22 protein-coding genes are annotated in these 22,134 nt (G+C 67.3%); 5 read left to right on the top strand and 17 right to left on the bottom strand.

All coding sequences use genetic code 11. The features are described 5' to 3' along the window. Nucleotides 1–74: 74 nt before the first annotated feature. From MRBLMD1_RS07145 to MRBLMD1_RS07100, 10 genes are all read right to left on the bottom strand, one after another. Entirely contained in the window at nt 75–869 is a 795-nt protein-coding gene (locus tag MRBLMD1_RS07145) for an IclR family transcriptional regulator (protein ID WP_364398491.1), read from the bottom strand. A gap of 96 nt (nt 870–965) precedes the next feature. Further along, on the bottom strand, nt 966–1,655 hold the full coding sequence (locus MRBLMD1_RS07140; protein ID WP_364398489.1) for an HD domain-containing protein: 690 nt from the start codon (nt 1,653–1,655) through the stop codon (nt 966–968). Between the two features lie 197 nt (nt 1,656–1,852). Then, nucleotides 1,853–2,833 carry a cyclase family protein gene (locus MRBLMD1_RS07135; RefSeq protein ID WP_364398487.1) on the bottom strand — a complete coding sequence of 327 codons (981 nt, stop codon included), beginning with the start codon at nt 2,831–2,833 and terminating at the stop codon, nt 1,853–1,855. Next, on the bottom strand, nt 2,830–3,087 hold the full coding sequence (locus MRBLMD1_RS07130; RefSeq protein ID WP_364398485.1) for a hypothetical protein: 258 nt from the start codon (nt 3,085–3,087) through the stop codon (nt 2,830–2,832). Before MRBLMD1_RS07130 ends, MRBLMD1_RS07135 begins: the two co-directional genes overlap by 4 nt. 9 nt (nt 3,088–3,096) lie before the next feature. Next, complete coding sequence (locus MRBLMD1_RS07125) at nt 3,097–4,434, bottom strand: TRAP transporter large permease subunit (RefSeq protein WP_364398483.1); 1,338 nt, start codon at nt 4,432–4,434, stop codon at nt 3,097–3,099. 79 nt (nt 4,435–4,513) lie between these two features. Continuing rightward, entirely contained in the window at nt 4,514–5,293 is a 780-nt protein-coding gene (locus tag MRBLMD1_RS07120; RefSeq protein WP_364398481.1) for an NAD(P)-dependent oxidoreductase, read from the bottom strand. Between the two features lie 45 nt (nt 5,294–5,338). After that, nucleotides 5,339–5,965, bottom strand: a complete 627-nt coding sequence (locus MRBLMD1_RS07115; protein ID WP_159634816.1) for a methyltransferase — start codon at nt 5,963–5,965, stop codon at nt 5,339–5,341. A 24-nt stretch (nt 5,966–5,989) separates the two neighbouring features. After that, nucleotides 5,990–6,997 carry a tripartite tricarboxylate transporter substrate binding protein gene (locus MRBLMD1_RS07110; RefSeq protein WP_364398479.1) on the bottom strand — a complete coding sequence of 336 codons (1,008 nt, stop codon included), beginning with the start codon at nt 6,995–6,997 and terminating at the stop codon, nt 5,990–5,992. Between the two features lie 49 nt (nt 6,998–7,046). Beyond that, nucleotides 7,047–8,549: a tripartite tricarboxylate transporter permease gene (locus MRBLMD1_RS07105; protein WP_364398477.1), complete on the bottom strand. Its 1,503-nt coding sequence runs from the start codon at nt 8,547–8,549 to the stop codon at nt 7,047–7,049. A gap of 2 nt (nt 8,550–8,551) precedes the next feature. Next, nucleotides 8,552–9,055: a tripartite tricarboxylate transporter TctB family protein gene (locus tag MRBLMD1_RS07100; RefSeq protein ID WP_364398475.1), complete on the bottom strand. Its 504-nt coding sequence runs from the start codon at nt 9,053–9,055 to the stop codon at nt 8,552–8,554. Between the two features lie 120 nt (nt 9,056–9,175). Between MRBLMD1_RS07100 and MRBLMD1_RS07095 the strand changes: the two genes are divergently transcribed. Then, nucleotides 9,176–9,976, top strand: coding sequence for an IclR family transcriptional regulator (locus MRBLMD1_RS07095; RefSeq protein ID WP_364398473.1), 801 nt, complete (start codon nt 9,176–9,178; stop codon nt 9,974–9,976). Between the two features lie 156 nt (nt 9,977–10,132). On the opposite strand, the gene MRBLMD1_RS07090 is transcribed toward MRBLMD1_RS07095, so the two are convergent. The 4 genes from MRBLMD1_RS07090 to MRBLMD1_RS07075 form a co-directional block, all read right to left on the bottom strand. After that, on the bottom strand, nt 10,133–11,302 hold the full coding sequence (locus tag MRBLMD1_RS07090) for an MFS transporter (RefSeq protein ID WP_364398471.1): 1,170 nt from the start codon (nt 11,300–11,302) through the stop codon (nt 10,133–10,135). Beyond that, nucleotides 11,299–11,961 carry a GntR family transcriptional regulator gene (locus tag MRBLMD1_RS07085; RefSeq protein ID WP_364398469.1) on the bottom strand — a complete coding sequence of 221 codons (663 nt, stop codon included), beginning with the start codon at nt 11,959–11,961 and terminating at the stop codon, nt 11,299–11,301. Before MRBLMD1_RS07085 ends, MRBLMD1_RS07090 begins: the two co-directional genes overlap by 4 nt. Before the next feature lie 153 nt (nt 11,962–12,114). Next, entirely contained in the window at nt 12,115–13,491 is a 1,377-nt protein-coding gene (locus tag MRBLMD1_RS07080) for an MFS transporter (protein ID WP_364398467.1), read from the bottom strand. A 188-nt stretch (nt 13,492–13,679) separates the two neighbouring features. Continuing rightward, the gene (locus MRBLMD1_RS07075; RefSeq protein ID WP_159634840.1) at nt 13,680–14,552 is read right to left on the bottom strand and encodes an NAD(P)-dependent oxidoreductase; all 873 of its coding nucleotides are present in this window, start codon (nt 14,550–14,552) and stop codon (nt 13,680–13,682) included. 137 nt (nt 14,553–14,689) lie between these two features. Here MRBLMD1_RS07075 and MRBLMD1_RS07070 point away from each other — a divergent pair, with 137 nt between their 5' ends. After that, nucleotides 14,690–14,950, top strand: coding sequence for a DUF3072 domain-containing protein (locus MRBLMD1_RS07070; RefSeq protein WP_364398464.1), 261 nt, complete (start codon nt 14,690–14,692; stop codon nt 14,948–14,950). 125 nt (nt 14,951–15,075) lie between these two features. Here MRBLMD1_RS07070 and MRBLMD1_RS07065 read toward each other — a convergent pair whose 3' ends face one another. Then, nucleotides 15,076–15,279, bottom strand: coding sequence for a hypothetical protein (locus MRBLMD1_RS07065; RefSeq protein WP_159634846.1), 204 nt, complete (start codon nt 15,277–15,279; stop codon nt 15,076–15,078). 356 nt (nt 15,280–15,635) lie between these two features. Between MRBLMD1_RS07065 and MRBLMD1_RS07060 the strand changes: the two genes are divergently transcribed. Then, complete coding sequence (locus tag MRBLMD1_RS07060; RefSeq protein ID WP_364399309.1) at nt 15,636–16,925, top strand: glycosyltransferase family 87 protein; 1,290 nt, start codon at nt 15,636–15,638, stop codon at nt 16,923–16,925. A 28-nt stretch (nt 16,926–16,953) separates the two neighbouring features. After that, nucleotides 16,954–18,210 carry a glycosyltransferase 87 family protein gene (locus tag MRBLMD1_RS07055; RefSeq protein ID WP_364398462.1) on the top strand — a complete coding sequence of 419 codons (1,257 nt, stop codon included), beginning with the start codon at nt 16,954–16,956 and terminating at the stop codon, nt 18,208–18,210. A gap of 24 nt (nt 18,211–18,234) precedes the next feature. Here MRBLMD1_RS07055 and mptB read toward each other — a convergent pair whose 3' ends face one another. Then, nucleotides 18,235–19,860: a polyprenol phosphomannose-dependent alpha 1,6 mannosyltransferase MptB gene (gene mptB / locus MRBLMD1_RS07050; protein WP_364398460.1), complete on the bottom strand. Its 1,626-nt coding sequence runs from the start codon at nt 19,858–19,860 to the stop codon at nt 18,235–18,237. 149 nt (nt 19,861–20,009) lie between these two features. Beyond that, nucleotides 20,010–20,411: a MerR family transcriptional regulator gene (locus MRBLMD1_RS07045; protein WP_414703682.1), complete on the bottom strand. Its 402-nt coding sequence runs from the start codon at nt 20,409–20,411 to the stop codon at nt 20,010–20,012. A 182-nt stretch (nt 20,412–20,593) separates the two neighbouring features. On the opposite strand from MRBLMD1_RS07045, the gene MRBLMD1_RS07040 reads away from it, so the two are divergent. Continuing rightward, a complete protein-coding gene (locus MRBLMD1_RS07040) occupies nt 20,594–22,093 on the top strand; it encodes a SulP family inorganic anion transporter (RefSeq protein WP_364398456.1) in 1,500 nt (499 codons plus the stop codon). Nucleotides 22,094–22,134 lie beyond the last annotated feature (41 nt).

Below are 22,134 nucleotides of genomic sequence, written 5' to 3'. Positions count from 1 at the left end.
GGTTTCTTAGTGACCAGTGTGGTCCACATCACCGGGCGGGGACAGCGCCGGCTTCCACTGGACGGAAGCGAACGTCAGAAGCGCGGGGCTTTGTGGACGCCGATCAATGTCTCCAGGGGGATCCGCGCGGTGGCCTTTTCGATTTGGGCTGAGATGCCCTTGAGGACGGGAAGGTACCTGGTCATGGTGGATGCCTGGGCGGTGGGCAGCACCAGGCCGATCGCGGCGCCGATCCGGCCGGTATGGAACACCGGGACAGCAATGGAGCACGAGCCAAGCCGCACTTCCTCGAGGGTGGTGGCGTAGCCCTGCGCGTGGATGTCCGCCAGCTCGGCGGTGAATTTTTGCGGGTCGATATGGGTGTGGGCGGTGGCGCGCTCCAGGTCCCGGTGCAGGTAGGCGTCGCGCACCCAGTCGTCTTCGAACGCCAGGATGACTTTCCCGACGGCGGTGGCGTGCATGGGAAGGCGGCCGCCCACCCGGGACGCGCGGGGCACGCGTTTGGAGCCGTAGACCCGGTCGATGTACAGGACCTCATTGCCGGCCCGGATGGCCAGGTGTGCCGTCTCGCCCGTCAGCGAGAACAGGTCCTGGATGTAGGGGTGGGCGGCATCGCGCAGCTGGCGGCCGGTGTTCTGCGCCAGCTCCCACAGCCGGATGCCCAGCTGGTAGCGGCCGTTCGGTTCCCGCGACAGGAATCCCCAGTCGGTCAGTTCGTTCACCAGGCGGTGCGCCGTGCTGAGCGGTAGCCCGGATTTGTCTGCAATGTCGGTCAGGCTGAGGGCGCCGCGGGACGTCTCGAAGGCTTCCAGGATGGACAGCACTTTGGACGTCACGGTGCGTCCGGGGTCGCGGTTGCCGCCGGCCATGGGGGCCTCCTCGCTCCTGGCGCTGGGCCAAGGTGCCGGCAGCGTCCGGAAAGAGTCTAAGCGCGGGAACGGCTCCGGACCGCGCCGGTTTCCAGGTCAGCCAAGCAGACGTTGCCGTTGCGGCCAGAGGGTGACCGATTCCAGGGCTGACAGCGCCCGCGCCATGGCCTGCGCCTCCGCGGTGAACAGGTGGCCGTGCACGCGCTGGGAGCAGAGCCGGAGGGCCTGCCCGCGGTCCAGCCCGAACCAGTCCATGACGGTGTCGAGGCCGTGCGGGCTGAGGCGCCAGGTCTTGTCCGCGTCCTTGACGATCGCGTCCTCGATGGAGAGGGCCTCCCGCCGGGAATCGTGGCCGTCGATGATGTCCAGGATGGCGGGGATCCTGGTGTGGTCGTAACGGCACTCGGCGAGGATGTCCGCGGCCAGGCGCGCCCCCTCCTTTTCGTGCAGCAGCACCAGGTCTGGCCTGCCGCCGCCCGGTGCAATGGCGGCGAGGACGTCACCGGGCGCGACCTGTGACCAGCCGGTGTCGTGCAGCAGGATGGCTGGAAGCACCACCGCGGCGTCCGCTTCCGGGTGGGCGTCCAGCAGGGCGCGGGCCAGGCCGAAGGCATAGAGGGTGTGGGCGTCGTTGTCCCGGACCTGAAGGTACGGTGCGGCGAGGTCCCAGATCCCTGCCAGCACCGGGTCCAGCGCGATGACCCCGGCCGGGCGCGGCTCGATCCCGGAGGCAACAGCGGCGGCGTCGAGGCGTGAGTGGTTGGCGGCGGGCTGCAGCTTCGTCATTCCTACAGCCTGCCGGGCAACGGGCCCACGGGCAACGGGCGGCTTCTGCCCAGTGGAACCGGACGGTGGGCGGACGACGGCGTCACGCACGGCACGCTTTCGGCCCACCCGGGGCGGGGGAAGCCCCGGAAACCCGGGATCCCGCCGTCGTGCGCTGCCTGAAAACCTGCCTCGCGTGACGCTCCCGCGCCCTCAGCTCACACGATGGCGGTGGCGTTGGCCGGGGAGCCGGTGCCCCCGGTGATGTTCAGCGGCTTGATGGTGATGAACGCGTCCCACCTGCCCGTGCTGCGCATGTGCCGCGCCAGGGGGCCGAGCCGCCACAACTCGCCCAGTGGCATGCCGAGCTTGGCCAGGAGCTGCTGGTGCATCATGCCGTGGTCGTTGACCGCGGACTCCCGGTAGGGGCTTCCCGGGACCGCGGGGAGGCATTCGAAGGCAAAGTTGTCGGCGGCGATCACGGCAAACCGGCGGTCCCACGCCCAGGCCACGAACTCCTGCGACTGCGCCACGCCTGTTGCCTTCCGGCTTTCACGGAGCCGCTGCTTCTCCTCCGGGTTCAGCGCGAGGAACCATTCGCACCACCCGGTGTGGAGCATGAGGATGTCGCCGGGACGGGTTGTCAGGGACTGGGAGTCCAAGGCCGCGTGGACCAGGTCGAAACCCAGCGGTTCCCCGGCTGCGTGGTCGATGGGCTGGCCCATGCCGTTCCGGAAGCCCTCGAGGTCCATCAGCACGCCCCGGCCGGCGATGGGGTGTTCGGCCCATTCCTGGACCCCCAGGTCCGGGGTGCCTTCGGTGATCCGGTGGTCCGGGACGCCGTTGTAGAACCCCACGTCATCGGCCCGGCGGTGCCGGAGCCCGTCAATCTGCGTCGACCCCTGGAGGTAATACCCGTCAAGGTAGTCATCGCGGTGGGCGGGATGGGAGGAGTAGATGGTGTGCCGGGGTGCTCCGCGCTTGAGCGACATCCCCGGATCAAAGGCGTCGGCGGGATAGTCCAGGCCGAACACGGTGCCGGTCCGGATGCTGTTCCTGGCTTCCAGGACGGCCGCGGGGGTGATGAAGGAGGGTGTACCCCTGTCGGGCCCCGGAAAGAGGCCCCAGGATGTTCCCGCCAGGTCGCCCTCCCTCGCCAGGAGTTCCGCGTAGGTGGGAAATGGTTTGTGGACAGTCATCGGGTGGTTGCTTCCTGTTTCTGCCCGGCCTTTTTCCGTGGCTGCCCGTAGCTGAGCAGGAAGCCTGCCACCGCGCACGCCGATGCGGCAATGCAGAGGGGCGGTTTGATGACGTTGTTGAAGAACTCGAGCCAGCCGTTTTGCCCGGCCACAAGGCCCGCGGCCTGCCCGGCCACGAACAGGACGCCGCCGATGAGGAGGACTGCGAGGGTGAGGGTGAAGACGGTTCCGGTGATCCTGCGGGATGTGTTCATGGTGGTTCCTTAGATCGGCAGGACGCCGAGGATGATCAGCACGCCGATGACCAGCAGGGGCAGCGCATAGTGGGTGAGCAGGCGGGCGAAGGTCTTGATGGGGTTGACGTCCGCGATGCCGCAGGCAACATAGAGCGGTGCGCCGCCGGGCGGGACCGCGGCCTCGCAGGAGGAGAACACCAGCACGGCCACGGCGGCCGTGGTGGCCGGCACACCGGCGGCGACGAGGGCTGCGACGCCGACCGTTCCGACGGCGGCCATGGTGGCCGTGGCGGACAACGGGGCCGCGACCGCGATGACAATCAGCCCGATCAGGATGGCGAGCAGCCACAGGGGAAGGTTCATCCCGTTCAGCAGGGCGGTCATTTGCTTGGGAAGGCCCGTGGCGGCGAGGGCATTGGCTCCAGCGAAGGCGAAGAGCACCGTAACGCCCACGATGCCGAACCGAGGGGCCGAACCGTGCAGCAGGTTTCCCCAGTCGCGGCCAGTGCGGGGCAGTTTCTTCCGGCCCAGCAGGGCACCCGTAATGAGGAGGACCACCGGGATCCACACGATCACGCTGACGGACTTGCTGACATCCCCACCGGTCCAGTCGGAGAGCGCCGAGGTCAGGAAGCCGGAGGTGATGACCAAGGGAATGGCGACGACGACGAACAGCAGGAGCGTGGCCCACCCCTGGCCGAAGGCGGCCCGGACAGACAGGCGGTGGGCGGCGTCGAGCGGCGCCATCCCGCTCTTCCTGATGAGCAGCCAGGTGACGATGAGCCGGTGCAGGAAACACCAAAGGCCGCCGAACAGCAGGGGAAGGACGAGGGCGTTGATGTCCAGCAGAGGCCCCACGGTGGCGGAACCGACCAGGACGAACATGGAGGCACTGAACGGAAAGGTGATGCCCATGCCGGCGTTCCCGGCCACGAGGGTTGCGGCAGCAGGCTTGTCGAGCCTGGACTTTTCCATCCAGGGAATGGTCACCGAGCCCACCGTCGCGGCGATGGCCGCCTGGTTGTGGACCACTCCGCCCAGGCCTGCGGAGGCTACCGTGGAGACCCAGGCCGGACCGCCCTTGACTCCGCCGATCAGCGAGTTCAGCAGGTCGATCAGCCGATCCAGCACGCCGCCCTTATCCAACAGGTAGCCCATGAAGACGAATGCCATGGTGGCGTAGACAATCTCGTCGGTCGCTGCCGAGTAGAACGCTGACCAACCCACCTGTGCCGCGGCGGCCCCGGTAAACGGCAGGACCACCAGGAAGCCCAGGATCATGGCCTCCCCCACGCTGCGCTTGATTGCAGTCGTCCAAAGCAGGATCACGGCAAGGTAGGCGCCCAGTGCCCAGATGCCGATCATGCTGCTGCTCCTAATAACGGAATGCTTGTTGCTGTTGAAATCACGTATTTCCCGTTCCTGATTGTGCCCTGCTGCGCGGTCAGCGCAAGGCCGGTTCCGCGTTCTGGGCCATCCGGGCGAGGGCTGCGGCGGAGGCGGTGGTCATCTCGGCCGGGACACCGAGGTCCGAGAGGTAGCTGGCGGTGTCCTGCATTTCCTTGGAGCGGCGGACGGCGTGCTTGGCGCTTCCGGTGAGGAACCTGTCGATGACAGCCTGGCCGTCCCCTGCCAGTTGGTTCGCGATCTGGCCGCGGATCCAGTCCTCCAGGCCGGCTGCCTTGCCGGCCGTGACCGCTTCCACCACCACGGACGCCAGGCCCTTCATGAGGACGCTGCGCAGCAGTTTGTGGGCCATCGCAGCCCCAGGCTCGCCGTCGGCGATTTCCACCTGCACGCCGAGGGGACGCAGCAGGCCGGCAACAGCCTGGGCGCCGGGGCCGCTCACCATCAGCGGCGTCTTTTCCCCCAGCGCGGAGACGGGGCCAAGGATGGCGACGTCGGCAAAGCCGGCATTGCTGGGCAGCTGTCCGAGTTCCTGCATGACGCCCGGGGAGGAGGATGTGAAGTCGGCGTAGACGCTGCCGTCACCCAGGACCGGCAGGCATTCCTGCGCCACGTTGCGGGCAGCTGCCGCTCCGGTCATCACCAGGACGATGTCTGCCCCGGCACATGCTTCGGCCGCCGTGGCCATCCGAGTGACGCCTTCCGGGGTGGTGGGGGCCACGGGGTCGAACCCGGTGACCTGGTGGCCCGCAGCTGCGAGCGCTGCGGCATAGGTGGCTCCGGCTTCGCCGAGGCCAATGACGGTGCACGCTGTCATGGTTTTGCTCTGTTCCTTCTGGTGACGTTCTGGTGGGGGTGCGGTTCAGTTGCGGGCGGCGACGATGGCCTGGCGGCGGCCGGTTTCATCCGCGAACACCGCTTCGGCGGCTTCGGCGACGGCGGCGGCCTGCTCCCGGGGGACAACCACCACGCCGTCGGAGTCACCGACAATGACATCGCCGGGCAGGACGGGGACGCCGCCGAAGGCTACGGCGGTTCCCAGCCTGAAGGGACCGTCCTTGTAGGGGCCGGCGGGCGAAGTAGCCCGCGCGAAGACGGGCATGCCGATCTCACCCAGCGCCTCGGCGTCGCGCGCTGCTCCGTCCAGCGCGAAGCCCGCGACGCCGAGGTTGATGGCGCGCTCCCCGATCAATTCACCCAGGAGGGCGCGGGATTCATCGGCGCCGCCGGCGACCACAATGACGTCTCCCGGACGGGCCAGCTGCAGGGCAGCGTGGATGCCCTTGTTGTCGCCGGGACGGGTCCATACGGTGAACGCCGGTCCGGCCAGCTTCGCACCGGGCCACACGGCCTGGATGGCGGAGTCCGCCACGCCGAGCCGGTCCATGGCGTCACCGATATTGGCAGCGGGCAGCTTGGCGAGCCGGTCCACGGTCCCCTGGTCGGGGCGGGCAAAGTCGGCGCTGGTATCAAGGGCTGGAGTTGTCATGGTCGGTTCCTTAGGGGCTGTGGGTCAGTCTTTTTTCTGGACCAGCGGAAGGACCTTCTTGAAGTCGTCTTCCTGGCCTGCCCAGAACTTCTGGTAGTCGGTGCCGTTGAGGTAGCTGGTCTGCAGGCCCAGGTCCTTCATCTTCTGCACCACGGCCGGGTCCTCGATGGCCTTCTCGATGGCGGCTTCGAGCTTCTTGGCCACGTCAGCCGGGAGCCCGGCGGGGGCGGAGTAGCCGCGAGCGGTGCCGGCGGTCAGGTCGTAGCCGGATTCCTTGAACGTGGGGATGTCCGGCAGCGAGGGGGCGCGGTCCCCGGACATGACGCCCAGCACCCGTGCCTTGCCCTGCTTGCTGAGGTCGTTCACGTCGCTGACGTTGGCCACCAGGACGTCCACGTGCTTGCCCAGGAAGGCGGTGGTGGCCTGGGAGGCCCCCTCGGAGAAGTGGACCGGCGCGAACTCCGAGCCGGTGCTTTCCTGGATCTGGGCCAGGGCGAAGTGTTCGCCGGTCTGGATGCCCGTGGTGCTGGCGGTGAGTGACTTCGGCTTGGCCTTGACCGCTTCCAGCAGCTCTTTCAGGGTCTGGTACGGGCTGTCCGGCTGGACGGCGATGACGGTGGGGTCGATGACCTGCCGGCCCAGCGGCTGGAAGCTGTCCCTGGTGTATTTCGCGCCGCGGGCCGGGTCCAGGGGTGAGACCACCACCGAGGGGGATCCGGTGGCGCCGATGGTGTAGCCGTCCGGCTTGGCGCCGGTCAGGGCGGTGTAGCCGATCTGGCCGCCGGCACCGGGCTTGTTGATGACCTCAACGTTGGTGCCGAGCTCCTTTTCGAGGACCGGCTGGATGAGCCTGGCGGCGGTGTCCACGGCGCCGCCTGACGAGAAGGCGACAATCAGGTCGATTGACTTGCCCTTCTTGGGGAAGTCGCCAGCGGCTGCGGCGGAGTTGCCGGCTCCGGCGTTGGCGCCACAGCCGGTGAGGGCGAGCAGGGACGCAGCTGCGACGGCTGCAATGATCTTGTTGCGTGACATGGTTCTTCTCCTTTGAAGCGGTGCGGGAAATGCGGGTTGTGGTGGCGGGTCAGGCTTCGGGGTCCTCCATGAGGGCCTTGGGCTTGCGGAGTTTGAGCAGGGGGCTGCAGATGATGAGCAGGCCCAGGCCGATCAGCACGGCGGAGATGGGACGGCTGGTGAAGACGGTGAAGTCGCCCTGGGATATTTCCAGAGATTCGCGCAGGGAGCGTTCCATCAGCGGCCCCAGCACCAGGGTGAGCACCATCGGGGCCAGCGGCACGTCGAGGTTCCGCAGTGCCAGGCCCAGGAGGCCGAAGCCGATCATGACGTAGACATCGAAGACGCTGAAGTTGATGGTGTAGGCCCCGATGACCATGAACACGAGGATCACTGCGGTCAGGATCGGGGTGGGCACGCGGAGGATGGAGGTCCACAGCCCCACGAGCGGGACGTTCAGCAGCAGCAGGAGGACGTTTCCGATGAAGAGGCTGGCGATGATGGCCCAGGCGATCTCCGAGTGTTCCGTGAACAGGCTGGGTCCCGGGGTGAGGCCCTGCTGCAGGAACGCGCCCATCAGCACGGCGATGGTGGGCGAGGCGGGGATTCCCAGGGTGAACAGCGGGATGAGGGCAGCGTTGGCGTGGGCATTGTTGGCGGTCTCCGGACCGGCCACGCCTTCGACGGCGCCCTTGCCGAGTTGGTGGCGGAACCGCGAGAACCTCTTTTCCGTGGCGTAGGAAAGGAGCGAGGACACGGAGCCGGTCATGCCGGGAATGAGGCCCAGGCCGAAGCCGACGCCGGTGCCGCGCGCCATGGCGGGTGCACTGCGGCGCCATTCCGTCCTGGACGGGAACAGCTGCCGGAAACCTGGCGCATGCACCACCGGGGTGGGCTCGTTCCGGCGGAAGGAGAGGATTTCGGAGAGTCCGAAGACGCCGACGATGACGGCAACGAAGCTGACCCCGTCCATCAGGTTGTCGATGCCGAAGGTGAAGCGCGGTGCTCCGGCCACGGGATCGATGCCCACCATGGAGATCAGCAGGCCCAGGGCGCCGGAGATCAGGGCTTTGACCATGGACTTTCCGGCCAGGGCGACCAGCAGCGAAATGCCCACCACCATGAGCGCGAAGAATTCGGGCGGCCCCACCAGCAAACCCATCTCGCCGAGTGGTTTCGCGGCGGCGACCAGGCCGACGGTGGCGATGGTGCCGCCGATGAAGGAGCCGACGGCGGCCAGCGTCAGTGCCGCACCCGCCCTTCCCATTTTTGTCATGGCATAGCCGTCGATGGTGGTGATGGCCGAGGAGGCTTCGCCGGGAGTGTTCAGCAGGACGCTGGTGATGGTTCCGCCGTACTGGGTGCCGTAGAAGATGGCACACAGCATGATGATGGACCCGGCCGGGTCGAGGTTGAGCGTCAGCGGGATCAGCAGGGCCACGCCTGCGACGGGTCCGACGCCGGGCAGGACGCCGATGATGGTGCCGAGCAGGCAGCCGAGGAAGGCAAACAGCAGGTTTTGCCAGGTCATGGCGGTGGCAAAGCCGCCGAGCAGTTCGTTGAGGGTTTCCATGCCTAGAGTCCGATCAGGTTCAGCGGAGTAAATGCCGATACGGGAAGGGCCACGTTCAGGCCGTAGTTGAAGGCGTAGAAAGCGCCGACGCTTCCCGCCAGGGCGATGATCAGTGAGGGCACCCAGGCCCGGCGTCCCCGGATTTTCAGGTGGTAGAGCAGGAACGCGAACATGCTCAGCTGGAAGCCCAGCAGGTCCATCACGGACGCCAGGATGACCAGGCTGGCCACGACGGAGATGACCACACCCTTGTCCACACCCTCGCCCCTGGCGCTGGGCCGGCGGAGTTCCTGCAGGAGCCAGACGGCGGACATCGCCACCAGGAGAGCACCCATCGCGAAGGGGAACATTCCGGCGCCGGGGCCGAGGGATGTCCAGAGCCCCAGGCTGAGCGAGCTGACCAGGACATAGATGCCGACGGCGGCGAAGGCACCGATTCCCGCCAGCACACCCGGTGCCACCCGGATGGTGCTCCCTGCTTTGGTCGTGACTGACTCCGTTGTCATGAGTTTCCTTTTCACAGCGCGTCATTGCATTTCACAGAATGAAACTATATTGCGTACTGAGAAATAGTGACAGGAGACACAGGGGCTGTCAAGCGCAAGAAACTTACATAGAATGAAAGAATGGCGACGACGACTTCCACCACTGCCGGCACGGCAGAAGAGGGCCCCAAGTCCTCGAACATGCGCTCCCTCTCGAGGGCCATGGAGGTCTTCGCCGAACTGCAGCGGGCCGAACGGCCGCAGCGGCTCAGCGATCTGGCGCGGAACTGCGGCATGAGCCTGCCCACCACGCTGAGGATCCTCCGGGTGCTGCAGGATTTCGGGATGGTGAGCCAGACGGACAAGTCCTACCGGATCGGCCCGGCCGTCCTGCCCGCCGCACGGAGTTTCCTGGAGAACGATCCCCTGGTTGTCGCCGCGCGCCCCGTCCTGCAGCAGGTGGCAGCGCAGACCGGACTGACGGCGTCGCTGTATTCGCGGCTTGGCTTCGAGCGCATCCTGGTGGCGCGCGTGGACGGCGAGGCACCGCTGCGCTACGACCTGCCGCTGGGCAAGCGGCTGCCCCTGACGCTCGGCGCCGCAGGAAAGATCCTGCTCGCGTCGGCGTCCGATGACGAACTTCAGCAGGCAGTGGCGGCGGCCGTTGCGGCCGGCCAGGAAGACGCGGAGCTGACAGCGAAGGAACTGCGTGCGCGGCTCCCGGAACCCGGAACCGACTATGCGTTCTCCGCCGATGAGCGTGCCACCGGTGTCCTGTCGGTGGCCATGGCCGTGCCCAACCGGACGGGCCGGCCCACCGAATCGATCTCGCTCACCAGCCCGGTGGAAGCAGCCAGCGAGGCTACCCTGAAAGCCGGGGTCCCCGAGTTGCGCCGCGCCGCGGGACGCCTGTCCGAGCTGCTGGAGGGCTCCGTCTACTGACCCTCGCCGCAACCGCAACCGCCGCAAAAAGGCGGGCGACGGCGTCACGCACGGCACGCTTTCGGCCCACCTGGGGCGGGGAAGCCCCGGGAACCCGGGGACCCGCCGTCGTGCGCTGCCTGAAAGCCTGCCCGGCGTGACGCTGGGCAGCAGCTGTCAGTCCAGCTGCACCCCGCGAAGCAGCAGGAGCGTCCCTCCCACCACGACGGCTGACGCCAGGAACACGCCGCCCGCGCCCAGCCCGGCGGCAACGACGCCGATGGTGCTGGGCAGGACCACCTGCCCCACCCGGTTGCCGGCGAGCCGCAGCGCCAGTGCACGCCCCCGCTGCCCAGCCGGCGCCTGCGCCGAAAGCCAGGACATGGTCAGCGGCTGGCCGATGCCCAGGCCCAGCCCCAGCACGGCCATCACCACAAAGAGCAACCACGCCGGCATGGGAATGGCCGCAGCCGCCAAAGCCGCGGTGGACAGGGCCAGGCTCACCACCAGCAGCCGCATCCGGCCGATCCTCCGGGACACCCGGCCCAGCAGGAGCCGTGACACCATGGAGAAGACGGCGCGGACGGTCAGCATGGCGCCCACGGTTGCCGCGGTGAGTCCACGGTCGGCGCCGAGGGCCGGCAGGTAGACCATGGTCAGGTCCACCACGGCCAGGACGGTGGCGCTGGTGGCGAGGGCGCGGGCCACGCCGGGTGACTTCAGCAGGGATACCGCACTGCCCGTAACGGCGGAAACGGCCTTCTTCCTCCCGGCGCTGACGTGGGCCGGGACAACAAAGGTGGTGGCGAACAGCACCAGGCTCATGACGACCGAAAGAAGGAAGATCGCCTGGGTGTCGGGACGGATGGATGCGCCGCCCACCAGGGAAATCGCCAGCGGCCCCAGGGCCTGCCCCAGGGACGCGGCAAACGTCAGGTATCCGAACGCGGAGTCCATCCGGGACGAGGCGGCATTGTTGGCCACCACCGCCTGCTGCCCCACGACGCACGCCACTTGCCCCGCGCCCAGCAGCGCGGTTCCGATGACCAGGGCCACGATCGAGGAGCCCCACAGCAGCAGGAAGGCAGAGCAGGAGAGGACGACGGCGGACCCGATCGCCATGAGCCTGCGCTCACCCAGGCGGTCCACCAGGCCGCCCGTGGGCACGGCAAGCAGCAGCGGAAAGACGGCGTAGCTGGCGGCGAGCAGGCCCAGGGCGAAGCCGGGGACATCGAGCTCGAGCGCACGGTAGGTGGCGGCCGGGCGGACCAGGAAGGTGACTGCCTGGATGAGTGCGGAATGGACCAGCAGGGCCGTGGACGTGCGCCGTCCGAGTTCACCGATCATGCGCCGGTTGTGGCGCCGGAGATGGCCCGCACCGCGGCGTCCCGGGCGCCCATCACGTGCTCGAAAGCGATGGCGGCAGCCTTGTCCGGATCGCCGCCGGCCACTGCATCCACCAGGGTCCGGTGCTGGGCCAGGGCCTGGTCCCGGCGCTCCTGGGTGCTGTTGGTGAAGTGCCGGTACCGCTCCATATGGCTCGAGATCTGGCCGTGGAAGCGGCGGGCCCAGGAGTTTCCGGCGATCGCGGCGATTTTTGAGTGCAGCGCCATGCCCTGCTGCATGGCGTCATCGGCGAACGTCACCATGGCGGCGTTGCGTTCAAGGATGCCGCGCAGGGCTTCGATGTCAGCAGGCGTCGCTTTCAGGCAGGCGTTGCGGGCCATCAGGGATTCCATTGCCGCGCGGACCTCGTAGAGCTCCGAAATGGCAGCTTCGTCAAGGGCCGGCACCAGCACCCCGCCGGTGGGCTGCTGTTCCAGCAGGCTTTCCGAGATGAGGCGCCGGATGGCCTCACGCAGCGGCGTGCGGCTCACCTGCAGCGCCGATGCCATCGCCGGTTCGTAGATGCGCTCCCCCGGTTTCAGCTCAAGGCTCAGGATCCGGCGCTTCAGCTCGCTGTAAACAAAATGGGCCCCGGTGTTCCGGGCAGGTGACTCTGGCATCGGCGGTACCTCCACCAGCCATCATACTTGTATACATCTATACAATCGGGAATTGGTGTTGGTCTCAGCCCTCCCCGGGGGCACAGGCCGGGCACACGAAGAAGGGAGGGGCAGCAGGCGCCGCCCCTCCCTCTGCCTCCTTGAACGGCGGACCTAAGCGCGGTCTGCGGCTCGTCCGGTCTTTTGCGTTTCCAGGTCCTCCAGGGACGTACCCCTGGTGTCGGAGGACATCAGGGTGGCCACGGCCGAGACCAGGCAGATGCCGAGCGTAGTCAGTCCGATGGTCAGCGGGATGTTCGCGGAACCGGGAGGGGCGATCGCGGTGAAAATGCTCGGGAAGAACGACGCGATCATGAGCCCGATGTTCTGCGAAACAGCGAAGCCGGTCACCCGGATCCGCATGGGGAACTGCTCCTGGAAGAACGTGGCGAATGTGGCGTTCCACATCTGGAAGAAGATGCCCTGCACGATCACCACGCAGACGAAGACCAGTGGCAGGCTCCCCTGCTCGATCGCCCAGAGGTATCCGGTCACCAGGACGCCGCCGGTGACGCCGCCGGCCGCCATCAGCATCCGCCGGCCGATCCTGTCCGAGAGCGCGCCGAACACCGGAATGGTGGCCACGGCCGCGATATTGGCCACCAGCGTCACCCACAGGAACTCGCTGCTGGAGAACCCGTTGCCGTAGCCCTTCTGGGTGGCAAAGGAGACGCCGAAGATCAGGGTGGCCATGCCGATGACATTGGTGAAGGTCATGAGGATGCAGCGGAGCAGTGCGCCCGGCCGGGTGCGCAGGAGCTCGGCGAGTGGAAAGCGCTGCGCGGCCCCGGCGGTCCCGGGCTGCGCGGCGTAGGCGGGAGGCTCGGTCACGCGGCGGCGGATGAGGTAGCCGGCAAAGATGACGACGGCGCTGAGCAGGAACGGGATGCGCCAGCCCCAGGAGCCGAACTGGTCAGCCGGAAGGAGGGCGGCGAGCGGCAGCAGGACGGCGGTGGCCAGGATCGACCCCACCTGGGTGCCCTGGAGGCTGAAGCTGGCGAAGAAGCCGCGCCGGGCATCCGGCGAGTGTTCGACGATCATGGCGCTGGCGCCGCCCAGTTCGCCGGCCACCGCGAAGCCCTGGATCAGGCGGAGGATCACCAGGAGGGCGGGGGCGAGGAGGCCCACCTGCCCGTACGTGGGCAGGAGCCCGACGGCGAAGGTCGCAAAGCCCATGAGCAGCATGGCGAAGACGAGCACCTTCTTGCGTCCGTGCCGGTCCCCGTAAGCACCGAGGACGACGGCGCCTACCGGGCGGGAGACGTATCCCACCGCATAGGTTGCAAGGGAGGCAATGATCCCTACGGTCGGGTTTTCCGCGGGAAAGAAGATGGTGGGGAAGATCAGCGTGGCAGCCAGCGAGTACAGCGCGAAGTCGTAGTACTCAAGGGCACTTCCGATCCAGCCGCTCATTGCGGCCTTCTTCGGATCCCGCAGACCCGCGCCGGCAGCTGGACTGGAAGGGGCTACGCGGGTTGGGGTGGTGCTCATGTGCTTGTCCTTCGTCTTCATTGGCAAGGAACCGAAACCCCTGGAAACAGTTGGGGCGGTGTCTGCGCAGAAACCCACGGGGTACGGGCTTGGGCGGCAGCTCTTGAATCGATTCATCCAATATAGAAGGTGACGTGCATTACGTCAACGGGCAAGCGCTATCCAGCCTGCTCTGGGAGCCCCGGCTGCTACCTGCTGGCGTAGTACGCCGCAGCCATGTCCTGCTTGGCGCGGCCCTGTTCTGCCACCCGGTCCAGCCGGGCGGCGAACGCTTCGGCGCCGTCGAGCTTGAGGCCCTGCTCAGCGGCGGCATCGACGATCAGGTGTGCATCCTTGCAGGCGGTGTCCACGGCGAAGGACGCAGGCTCGAGTCCCTCATCCAGGATGAGCCCCATCTTGGTCCGCAGGTAAGGAAGGTCCAGTCCGCCGCCGTCGATTACGTTGAGGAACTGCTGCGGATCGACCCCGAGCGCCTGGGCAAGGGCAACCACCTCGCCGGCGGCGTTGGAGGCGGCAATGACCCAGCTGTTCACCACAAGTTTGAGCCGCGCGGCGGACCCTTCAGCGGGGTCCTGCCCCGTCCAGACGGTTCGGGCGCCAATAGCATCCAGCACCGGTGCCACCCGCCGACGCACAGCGTCAGGCCCGGCGGCCAGCACCAGGAGCTGGCCGGCTTCCGCGGGCGCGCGGGTGCCTGACACGGGCGCCTCCACCAGGTCCAGGCCGAGCTCCGCGGCCAGTTTGGCCACAGCGGGCGCGTCCTGCACACCCACGGTGGTGGACTGGATCCAGGCCGTGCCTGGCCGGAAGCCCGGGGCTGCAGCCCGGACCACTTCTTCCACCGCGGCGGCGTCATAGAGCATGGTCAGGACCACGTCGGCCGCTTCCACGGCGTCGGCGGGACTGGCGGCACGCCGGGCGCCGTCAGCAGCCAGGGGTTCCGTTTTGGCCGCATCCCGGTTCCACACGGAAACCTCGTGACCGGCCCGCACGAGGTTCCGGGCCATGGCCGCTCCCATGATTCCCGTCCCGAGCACTGCGACTTTGAGCTTGGTATCCATCGAGTCATTCTCCTGGCTGCGTTAATGTCCGGCGTCTACCTACTCAACGTCTCCATCATTCCCCGACTTATTCAAGCGGAGGCATTCCAGAACGCACGCTCCAGTGGAATGTCTGCGCCCCGGCCTAGACTCGTACCATGAGCGACAGCAACCAGGAAACGATCGGCAGCCCGGAACCGGAACCCAACGCAGGGCTCAACAGGGACCCGGAAGACTGGGCGACCGGGGACGAGCCCATGACGGCAGCCCAGCGCAGCTACCTCGATACCCTTGCACGCGAGGCGGGGGAGGAACTTCCCGCTGACCTGAGCAAGGCTGAGGCGTCAAAGCACATCGACCGGCTGCAGCAGCGCAGCAACCGCGTGGGCGGCGGCGGGGACAGCAGCGCCGGCAGCTAGACGCGGCAAGCGGGCGACGCCGGCACTGACGGCGGCGCCAAAGGCACCGCCGTCAGGGGCAGGCTAAGTTCGAAGACCGGCTTTGTATCCGGGGCCCGGCTGTGTCAGCCGCCGGCTTAAGGGGCCTACCAGGCCTGGTGTTCGCGGGTGAGGCCGAAGGGGACGGCGTCGCTGAGGTCCACCGTGAACTTGTCGGCGCCATGGCGGGTCACCAGGATGCCGTGGCGGCGGCCGATCAGTGCATGGGCCTTGGCTGCTGCGACCGCCGCGTCGAGCTCGGTGTCCATGCTGTGGCGGTCGGAGACGGTGAGGGTTAGGGGGAAGTTCATGGATGTTGCCTGTGTCTTTCAGGGGATGGGTGGGCATACCCCGCCCAGCGCTCCCCCTGGCTGCATAGGCGGTTGGCGCTTTCGCGCCTCGACCCATGGTGCCTGAGCAAAAATGTGCCAACAACTTTAGATAAATGACGCAGGTCAGCGCCTTGGGCTCCACCATTTGTCCTGACAATTACTGGCCGCAGGGCGCTGTCAATTAGAGTTGAAAGGGAGTGGGAGCCGTTTTCCGGGGCTTCCATCTGCCTCCGAAACCCGCCTCGCGGCCCACCCGAGCCATTATTGCGCGACCGCTGACTGTGCAACGACCTGACAAGGATTCCGCCATTTCCACCGACGCTCTCTTCGGCAATCTGACCAGGATCCGCAACATCATCCTCCCCGCGCCCGTGCGGAGCGGCCTGAACTCCGGGCGCGGACTGCTGGGCGGCTTCATTGTGGTCCACCTTGTCTTCCTGGTCTTCGCAGCTTCGCTCTCCCTGCGCGGCGAGGCGTTCAGCGACACCTTCATCTACCGCGACTGGGCCATGGCCGGCTTCAACGACGCCAACCTCCGGGGCGGCCCCAGCCCCTGGGTTTATCCCATCCTGGCCCTGATCCCCATGGCTATCGCGGGCCTCGCAGGCCCTGGACCGTTCTTCTTCCTCTGGGTCCTCATGACAACGCTCCTCAACGGCTGGGCGCTGCTGAAACTCACCGGACGCGGCCGCAACGCCAACGCCATCCCCGCGGGCTGGTGGTGGCTGGCCTTCACCTTCCTCATGGGCTGGCTCGGCTTCGCCCGCGTTGACGGCCTCACCGCCCCGCTGGTCCTCGTGGCCCTGGCATACGGCGTCCAGCGCCCGTTCATCGCCTCGGTCCTGCTGGCCATCGGCACCTGGGTGAAGGTCTGGCCGGCGGCCATCATGCTGGCCCTGTTCGCCGTCGTGAAGAACCGCCTGCTGGTGGTGCTGGCAGGAATCGCGACGACGGCGGGCGTCGTTGCGCTGGCAGCAGCCCTGGGCAGCGTCCCCAAGCTCCTGAACTTCCTCACCCAACAGGGCGACCGCGGCATGCAGCTCGAGGCCACCTTCACCACCCCGTGGCTTTGGCTTTCCGTCCTGAACGTGGGCGGCTCCCGGATGTACATGAACACGGACATCAACTCCATGCAGGTGGACGGCCCCGGCACCGCCACCATGTCCGTGCTGATGCAGCCGCTCCTGGTCCTGGCCGCCCTGCTGGTGGCAGGCCTGGCCTTCTGGGCGCTCCACAACGGCAAGCAGCACAAGGTGGCCGGCGGCGTGGACCGGACCGAGCTGCTTCTCGCCGGCGCCCTCGCCCTGGCCGCCGCCTTCGTGGTGTTCAACAAGGTGGGCTCGCCCCAGTTCATGGTGTGGCTGGGCCCCGCCGTCGCCGTCGGCCTGGCGCACAGCTGGCGCGAATGGCGCGTCCCGGCACTGATGCTGATCGCCATCGCCGTGGCCACCTACTTCATCTACCCCCTCTTCTACGACGCCCTCAGCCACAACAACCCGTGGATGGCACTGGTGCTGACCATCCGCAACATCCTGCTGGTGGTCCTGTTCCTGTGGAGCGTCCGGCGCCTGTACTCACTGGGCAAGAAGACCGCCGCACCCGCGCCCGCGCTCAAGGAGACCTGAGATTTCCGCAAGGTTCTTTGACCGTTTGGTGACGGTCCGCAGCAAAGTCCTGCCAGCCAAGGTGGTGGACTGGTTCGCCCGTCCGTCCAGCGTGTGGTGGGGCTTCGCCGTCGTCCACTTGTACTTCCTGGGCTGGATGGCGTCCTTCTTCCTGAACGGCGATACGTTCAGCGACACCGAGCAGTACCGGCAGTGGGCCATGGACGGGTACAACCCGGCGGACCTGACCGGGAAGATCAGCCCCTGGGTCTACCCCGTGCTGGCGCAGATCCCCATCTTCCTGGCGAACATCGCCGGGCCAAGCCTCTACCTGCTGGTGTGGTTCCTGATCATCACGGCGCTCAACGCCGTCGGCCTGCTCTACCTCACCCGCGGCCCGCGGAAGGTGACGGGCGTTGCGCCGGCCTGGTGGTGGCTGTTTTTCACCGTCTTCATGGGCTACCTGAGCTTCGCCCGGGTGGAAGGCATCACCGCACCGATCGTGCTGATCGCGCTGCTCTACGCGGCTGACCGGCCCGTGGTGGCGGGCGTCCTGCTCAGCGTGGCCACCTGGATCAAGGTGTGGCCTGCAGCCGTGCTGGTACCCATCGTCATCGCCAGCCACAAGCGCATCCAGGTGGTGCTCGCCGGTGCCGCCGTGACCGCCGTCGTTGGACTGGGGACCTGGCTGACCGGCGGGCTGCCGCACATCATGGACTTCCTGCTCAACCAGGGCGAGCGCGGCATGCAGCTCGAGGCCACCTTCTCCACACCGTGGGTCTGGCTGAGCGTCTTCCACATCGCCGGCTCCAAAATGGCGGACAACACGGCCATCAACTCCACCGAGGTCTACGGCCCCGGAGCCAGTACTGCAGCGTTCCTGATGCAGCCGCTGCTGGTCCTCGCCGCCGTGACCGCCGCCATCCTGCTGGTGCGTGCCATGCGGCGGGGCGCCGAGCGCGAGGAACTGTTCCTCGAGGGCTCCCTTATGATGGTCACCGCATTCATCGTCTTCAACAAGGTGGGCTCGCCGCAGTTCATCATCTGGCTGGCCCCGGTGATCATCGCCGGCCTGGCCCATGACTGGGAGCGCTGGAAGGTGCCCGCGGCCCTGCTGATGGGCATTGCCATGACAACGTTCGTGATCTATCCGCTGTTCTATACGCCGCTGATCCACGCCCACCCGGTCATGGCGGCCATTCTCACCACCCGTAACGTGCTCCTGGTGGTGCTGCTGTGGTGGTCGGTGAAGCGCACGGCGGAACTGGGCCGCAAGACCTCCACGCGGGTGCCGGCGGAAGCCTAGCTTTTTATGTGGCCGGCCGCCCGGCTAGCGGCTTTCGGACCGGTCGACGGCGGCTGGGGCCTGGGGTGCGCGGGTGCGGCGTACCGCCCGCCGTTCCAAAGCCCACTGCCACCCGCGCCGGGCCAGGTCCAGGGGCTTTCCCTCGATGAGCAGTTTCCGGGTGTGGACGTCCAGCACCAGCAGGTAGAACGTGAAGGCCAGGGCGGTGAAGAACGCCAGGGAAGACGCGTCGATGGGCAGTTCCACAAAGGACCAGACCGAGAGCTGGTCCTGCGCGCCGAACACCACGAAGAACGTCACGCCCACGTACAGCGAGCGGATCTGCCAGTCGTCCCGGATGCCGGTGACGGCCAGGAACGGCAGGAACCACAGGATGTACCAGGGCTGAATGATGGGTGAGAGCATCACCACGGCGGTGAACGCCAGGGCCATCCGGCGCACCGCACGGGAGTAGTCGCCGCGGAACATCAGCAGCAGGACCAGGGCGATGGCGGCCCACTTCATGGCCGTCCTCAGCCAGGTGGCCAGCGTTCCCCCGGGCAGGCCCAGGGCGTTGGCGAGCATCTCCACCTGCTGGCCCAGGAAGCCCGACGGCGAGTACCCCGTGTAGCCCGGGGTGGGGTCCATGATGGCCCAGGTCCAGCCGATGCCCAGGTTGTAGGGGATGCCGCTGAGGGCCAGCACGCCAAAGCTGATGCCCGCCGTCGCGCCCCACATCAGGAACTTGCGCGGCCATGAAGCAGAGGGGCCCGCCCACATGACCCCGATGAACGGCAGCAGCAGCACGGTGATGGGCTTGATGCCGATGGAGGCGGTGACCAGGAGGATGCCCAGCAGGTAGCGGCGGGTGGCGGCCAGGTAGACACCGGCGACGGCGAGCCCCACCATGAGTGCGTCGTTGTGGGCACTGGCGATGAAGCTGATGAGGAACAACGGGTTGGCCACGGAGATCCAGAGGGCCCGAGCACCGTTGATGCCGTGCAGTTCGGCCAGCTTGGGGACGTAGATGACGCAGAGCAGGACGCCGACGCCGGCCAGGAGCCTGAAGAGCAGGACTGACGCGTCGGGCTGGGCGCCGGTCAGCCCCACGACGGCGCGCGCCAGCCACAGGAAGTACGGCCCGTAGGGGGTCCGGTTCTCGGCCCAGGCGGGGTCGGCGCCCAGCGAAAACCAGTTGTTGAGGGTGGAAATGCCCACCTCATACGGGTTCTGGCCCTCCTGGACCAGGCGGCCCTGGCCGGTATAGGCGTAGACGTCGCGGGAAAAGACCGGGACGCAGAACAGCAGCGGCAGGGACCAGGCGGAGATGGCCACCACCACGGACCGCAGCGAGGACTGCCCCCAGTCCCCCAGGCGCTGGCCCAGCCTCAGCCAGGAGCGCATCAGGAGCATGGCGCCGGCTGTCAGCAGCACGGTGGATACGGCAACACCCCACCCCTCGGTGCGGAGCGCGATGACCACCGGCTGGCGGATCATGGGCGAGCCGTTGGCGATCCAGCCCGTGCCGATGGAGCCGACAAACATCATGAGGGCGCCGATGAAACCTTCGATGGTGGCGAGGTAGGCGCGGCCCCTGGCGGGCGCGGAGGGGTCGACCGGTTTGCCCGGCCGGCTCTCCGACGTCTCAAGGTGTGACCCGCCTGCCGTCATGATTGTGTGGTCCCCTACTTTGTTACGGCACTGGTTGCACCGGCTCTCTGGGCCGCCCTGCAACCCGGTCATTTTATCAGCCGTGCTTACTGCTGCCCCGGGGCCATGGCAGGGCGGCAAGGCACAGTTTGGCAACAGCGGCGGGTCCCCTACCGAGCGCGCAGCAGCGCCAGGAACTCGTCGGCCATGCCGAGTTGTTCCTCCAACTTCGCACGGCGCCGCGCTGCTTCTTCAATGAAACCGTTCAACTCAGTCCTGATGGCCGTAACATCCTCGCCCGGCCCTGCCGCCTCCAAAGCGTCAATGACCTTCAGGAGCCCGGCCATGGCTTCGAGCGTGAACCCCAGCGGTTTCATCCTGCGGATCAGCAGCAGGCGCGTGAAATCGCGCTCGGTGTAGAGGCGGAATCCGCCGTCGGTGCGGCCGGACGGTTTGAGCAGGCCCACCTCGTCGTAGTGGCGGATGGTGCGCAGGGACATCTGCGAACGGTCCGCGAGTTCGCCGATATGCATTGTGGCCACCACTTCTTCGGCGGTCATCTCTTTCACCATCACGTCACCCATCAGGCTCAACCCTCACGTTAGGGTAGTGTTGCATGCGCAGCCGGCAGTCACCGGCGCTTTTCTCTCCACCCCAATTGTCTTCCATGGCAGGGCTGGACCCTTGCGCACCGTGGCGCGCCCAACGTTGCCCACCCGCTCTTTCCTGAGAGCCAAGTCCCTGGAGCCGCTCCTTGGCCGTCGCCGACCGCCCCCGCCCCACCCGGCAGCCGAATACCGTCACGGCCGCGCTGCGCTCTCCGCGGCAGCTGACCCGCGAAGTCCTCGCCGGCATGGTCACCACCCTCGCGCTCGTCCCGGAGGTCATTTCGTTCTCGATCGTGGCCGGGGTGGATCCGATGGTCAGCCTTGTCGCCTCCATCGTGCTTGCCCTGGCGATGTCCATCCTTGGTGGACGGCCCGGCGTCGTGACGGCGGCTGCGGGCTCCGTGGCCCTGGTCATCGCACCGCTGGTGCACGAGCACGGTGTCCAGTACGTCCTGCCCACGGTGCTGCTTGCGGGGGTGATCCAGGTGGTCTTTGGCCTGGCCGGGCTTGCCCGCCTGATGCGGTTCATCCCGCGATCAGTGATGATCGGGTTCGTCAACGCCCTGGGTGTGCTGATTTTCATGGCGCAGGTGCCCCATGTCCTCAATGTTCCCTGGCTCGCCTACCTCCTGTTTGCCCTGACGCTGGCCATTATTTTCGTCCTCCCCCGCTTCACCAAGGTGGTGCCGTCACCGCTGGTGGCCATCGTCGTCGTCACGGCGATCGCCATCCTTGCGGGCCTTGCTGTTCCCAACGTCGCCGACGAGGGGCCCCTGACCGGCCAGATGCCGGGATTCACCCCGTTCCTGGTTCCGCTTGATGTTGAGACCTTCAAGCTGGTCCTGCCCACGGCGCTGAGCGTGGCGTTCGTCGGCCTCATGGAAACCCTCCTCACGGCGAAACTGGTCGATGACATCACTGAGACGCCTTCGCACAAGGGCCGCGAGTCCTGGGGCCTGGGTGTCTCGAACATCCTCGCCGGGTTCTACGGCGGCATCGCCGGCTGCGCCATGATCGGCCAGACCGTCCTCAATGTGAAGACCGGCCAGGCGCGGACCCGCATCTCAACGGTTGTGGCCGGGGTGTTCCTGCTGGCCTTGGTGACGGGGCTGAGCCCGATCATGGGGCAGATCCCCATGGTGGCCCTGGCCGCGGTGATGATGGTCGTGGCCGTTACCACGGTGGACTGGCACAGCGTCAGGCCGTCCACCCTCAAGCGGATGCCGCTGCCGGAGACGATCGTCATGGGCGTCACGGTGGCCGTCGTGGTCTTCACGGGCAACCTGGCCTACGGAGTGCTGGTGGGCGTCATCCTGGCGATGGTGCTGTTCGCCCGCCGGGTGGCCCACGTCATCACCGTCGAGCGGAACCTGGCGGACGACGGCGGAAGCGTGCGTTACGAGGTGGTGGGGCCGCTGTTCTTCGGCAGCAGCAATGACCTCGTGGAGCATTTCGCGTACGCCGACGATCCCGCCTCGGTGACCATCGACCTTAGCCGCGCCCAGATCTGGGACGCGTCAACAGTGGCGGCCCTGGACTCCATCGAAACCAAGTACGGGCACCACGGCGCCGCGGTGGCCATTGAGGGCCTGGATGAGCGCAGCACCGGCTTCCACCGCCGCCTTACGGGGCATTTGGGCGCCTGACTTTCGGCGCGCGTCCAGGAGCGGGGCCGCACGTCTGCGGT

Origin of the sequence: Pseudarthrobacter sp. LMD1-1-1.1, from assembly GCF_040676255.1 — a bacterium.
Classification (GTDB): Bacteria; Actinomycetota; Actinomycetes; order Actinomycetales; family Micrococcaceae; genus Arthrobacter.
The sequence above is the reverse complement of the archived record's forward strand: the minus strand, read 5'-3'. Positions and strand labels throughout refer to the sequence as shown.

Coding starts and splice junctions, on each gene's coding strand:
- MRBLMD1_RS07145 (WP_364398491.1), bottom strand. CDS start 869: ATGGCCGGCGGCAACCGCGACCCCGGACGCACCGTGACGTCCAAAGTG.
- MRBLMD1_RS07140 (WP_364398489.1), bottom strand. CDS start 1,655: ATGACGAAGCTGCAGCCCGCCGCCAACCACTCACGCCTCGACGCCGCC.
- MRBLMD1_RS07135 (WP_364398487.1), bottom strand. CDS start 2,833: ATGACTGTCCACAAACCATTTCCCACCTACGCGGAACTCCTGGCGAGG.
- MRBLMD1_RS07130 (WP_364398485.1), bottom strand. CDS start 3,087: ATGAACACATCCCGCAGGATCACCGGAACCGTCTTCACCCTCACCCTC.
- MRBLMD1_RS07125 (WP_364398483.1), bottom strand. CDS start 4,434: ATGATCGGCATCTGGGCACTGGGCGCCTACCTTGCCGTGATCCTGCTT.
- MRBLMD1_RS07120 (WP_364398481.1), bottom strand. CDS start 5,293: ATGACAGCGTGCACCGTCATTGGCCTCGGCGAAGCCGGAGCCACCTAT.
- MRBLMD1_RS07115 (WP_159634816.1), bottom strand. CDS start 5,965: ATGACAACTCCAGCCCTTGATACCAGCGCCGACTTTGCCCGCCCCGAC.
- MRBLMD1_RS07110 (WP_364398479.1), bottom strand. CDS start 6,997: ATGTCACGCAACAAGATCATTGCAGCCGTCGCAGCTGCGTCCCTGCTC.
- MRBLMD1_RS07105 (WP_364398477.1), bottom strand. CDS start 8,549: ATGGAAACCCTCAACGAACTGCTCGGCGGCTTTGCCACCGCCATGACC.
- MRBLMD1_RS07100 (WP_364398475.1), bottom strand. CDS start 9,055: ATGACAACGGAGTCAGTCACGACCAAAGCAGGGAGCACCATCCGGGTG.
- MRBLMD1_RS07095 (WP_364398473.1), top strand. CDS start 9,176: ATGGCGACGACGACTTCCACCACTGCCGGCACGGCAGAAGAGGGCCCC.
- MRBLMD1_RS07090 (WP_364398471.1), bottom strand. CDS start 11,302: ATGATCGGTGAACTCGGACGGCGCACGTCCACGGCCCTGCTGGTCCAT.
- MRBLMD1_RS07085 (WP_364398469.1), bottom strand. CDS start 11,961: ATGCCAGAGTCACCTGCCCGGAACACCGGGGCCCATTTTGTTTACAGC.
- MRBLMD1_RS07080 (WP_364398467.1), bottom strand. CDS start 13,491: ATGAGCACCACCCCAACCCGCGTAGCCCCTTCCAGTCCAGCTGCCGGC.
- MRBLMD1_RS07075 (WP_159634840.1), bottom strand. CDS start 14,552: ATGGATACCAAGCTCAAAGTCGCAGTGCTCGGGACGGGAATCATGGGA.
- MRBLMD1_RS07070 (WP_364398464.1), top strand. CDS start 14,690: ATGAGCGACAGCAACCAGGAAACGATCGGCAGCCCGGAACCGGAACCC.
- MRBLMD1_RS07065 (WP_159634846.1), bottom strand. CDS start 15,279: ATGAACTTCCCCCTAACCCTCACCGTCTCCGACCGCCACAGCATGGAC.
- mptB (WP_364398460.1), bottom strand. CDS start 19,860: ATGACGGCAGGCGGGTCACACCTTGAGACGTCGGAGAGCCGGCCGGGC.
- MRBLMD1_RS07045 (WP_414703682.1), bottom strand. CDS start 20,411: ATGGTGAAAGAGATGACCGCCGAAGAAGTGGTGGCCACAATGCATATC.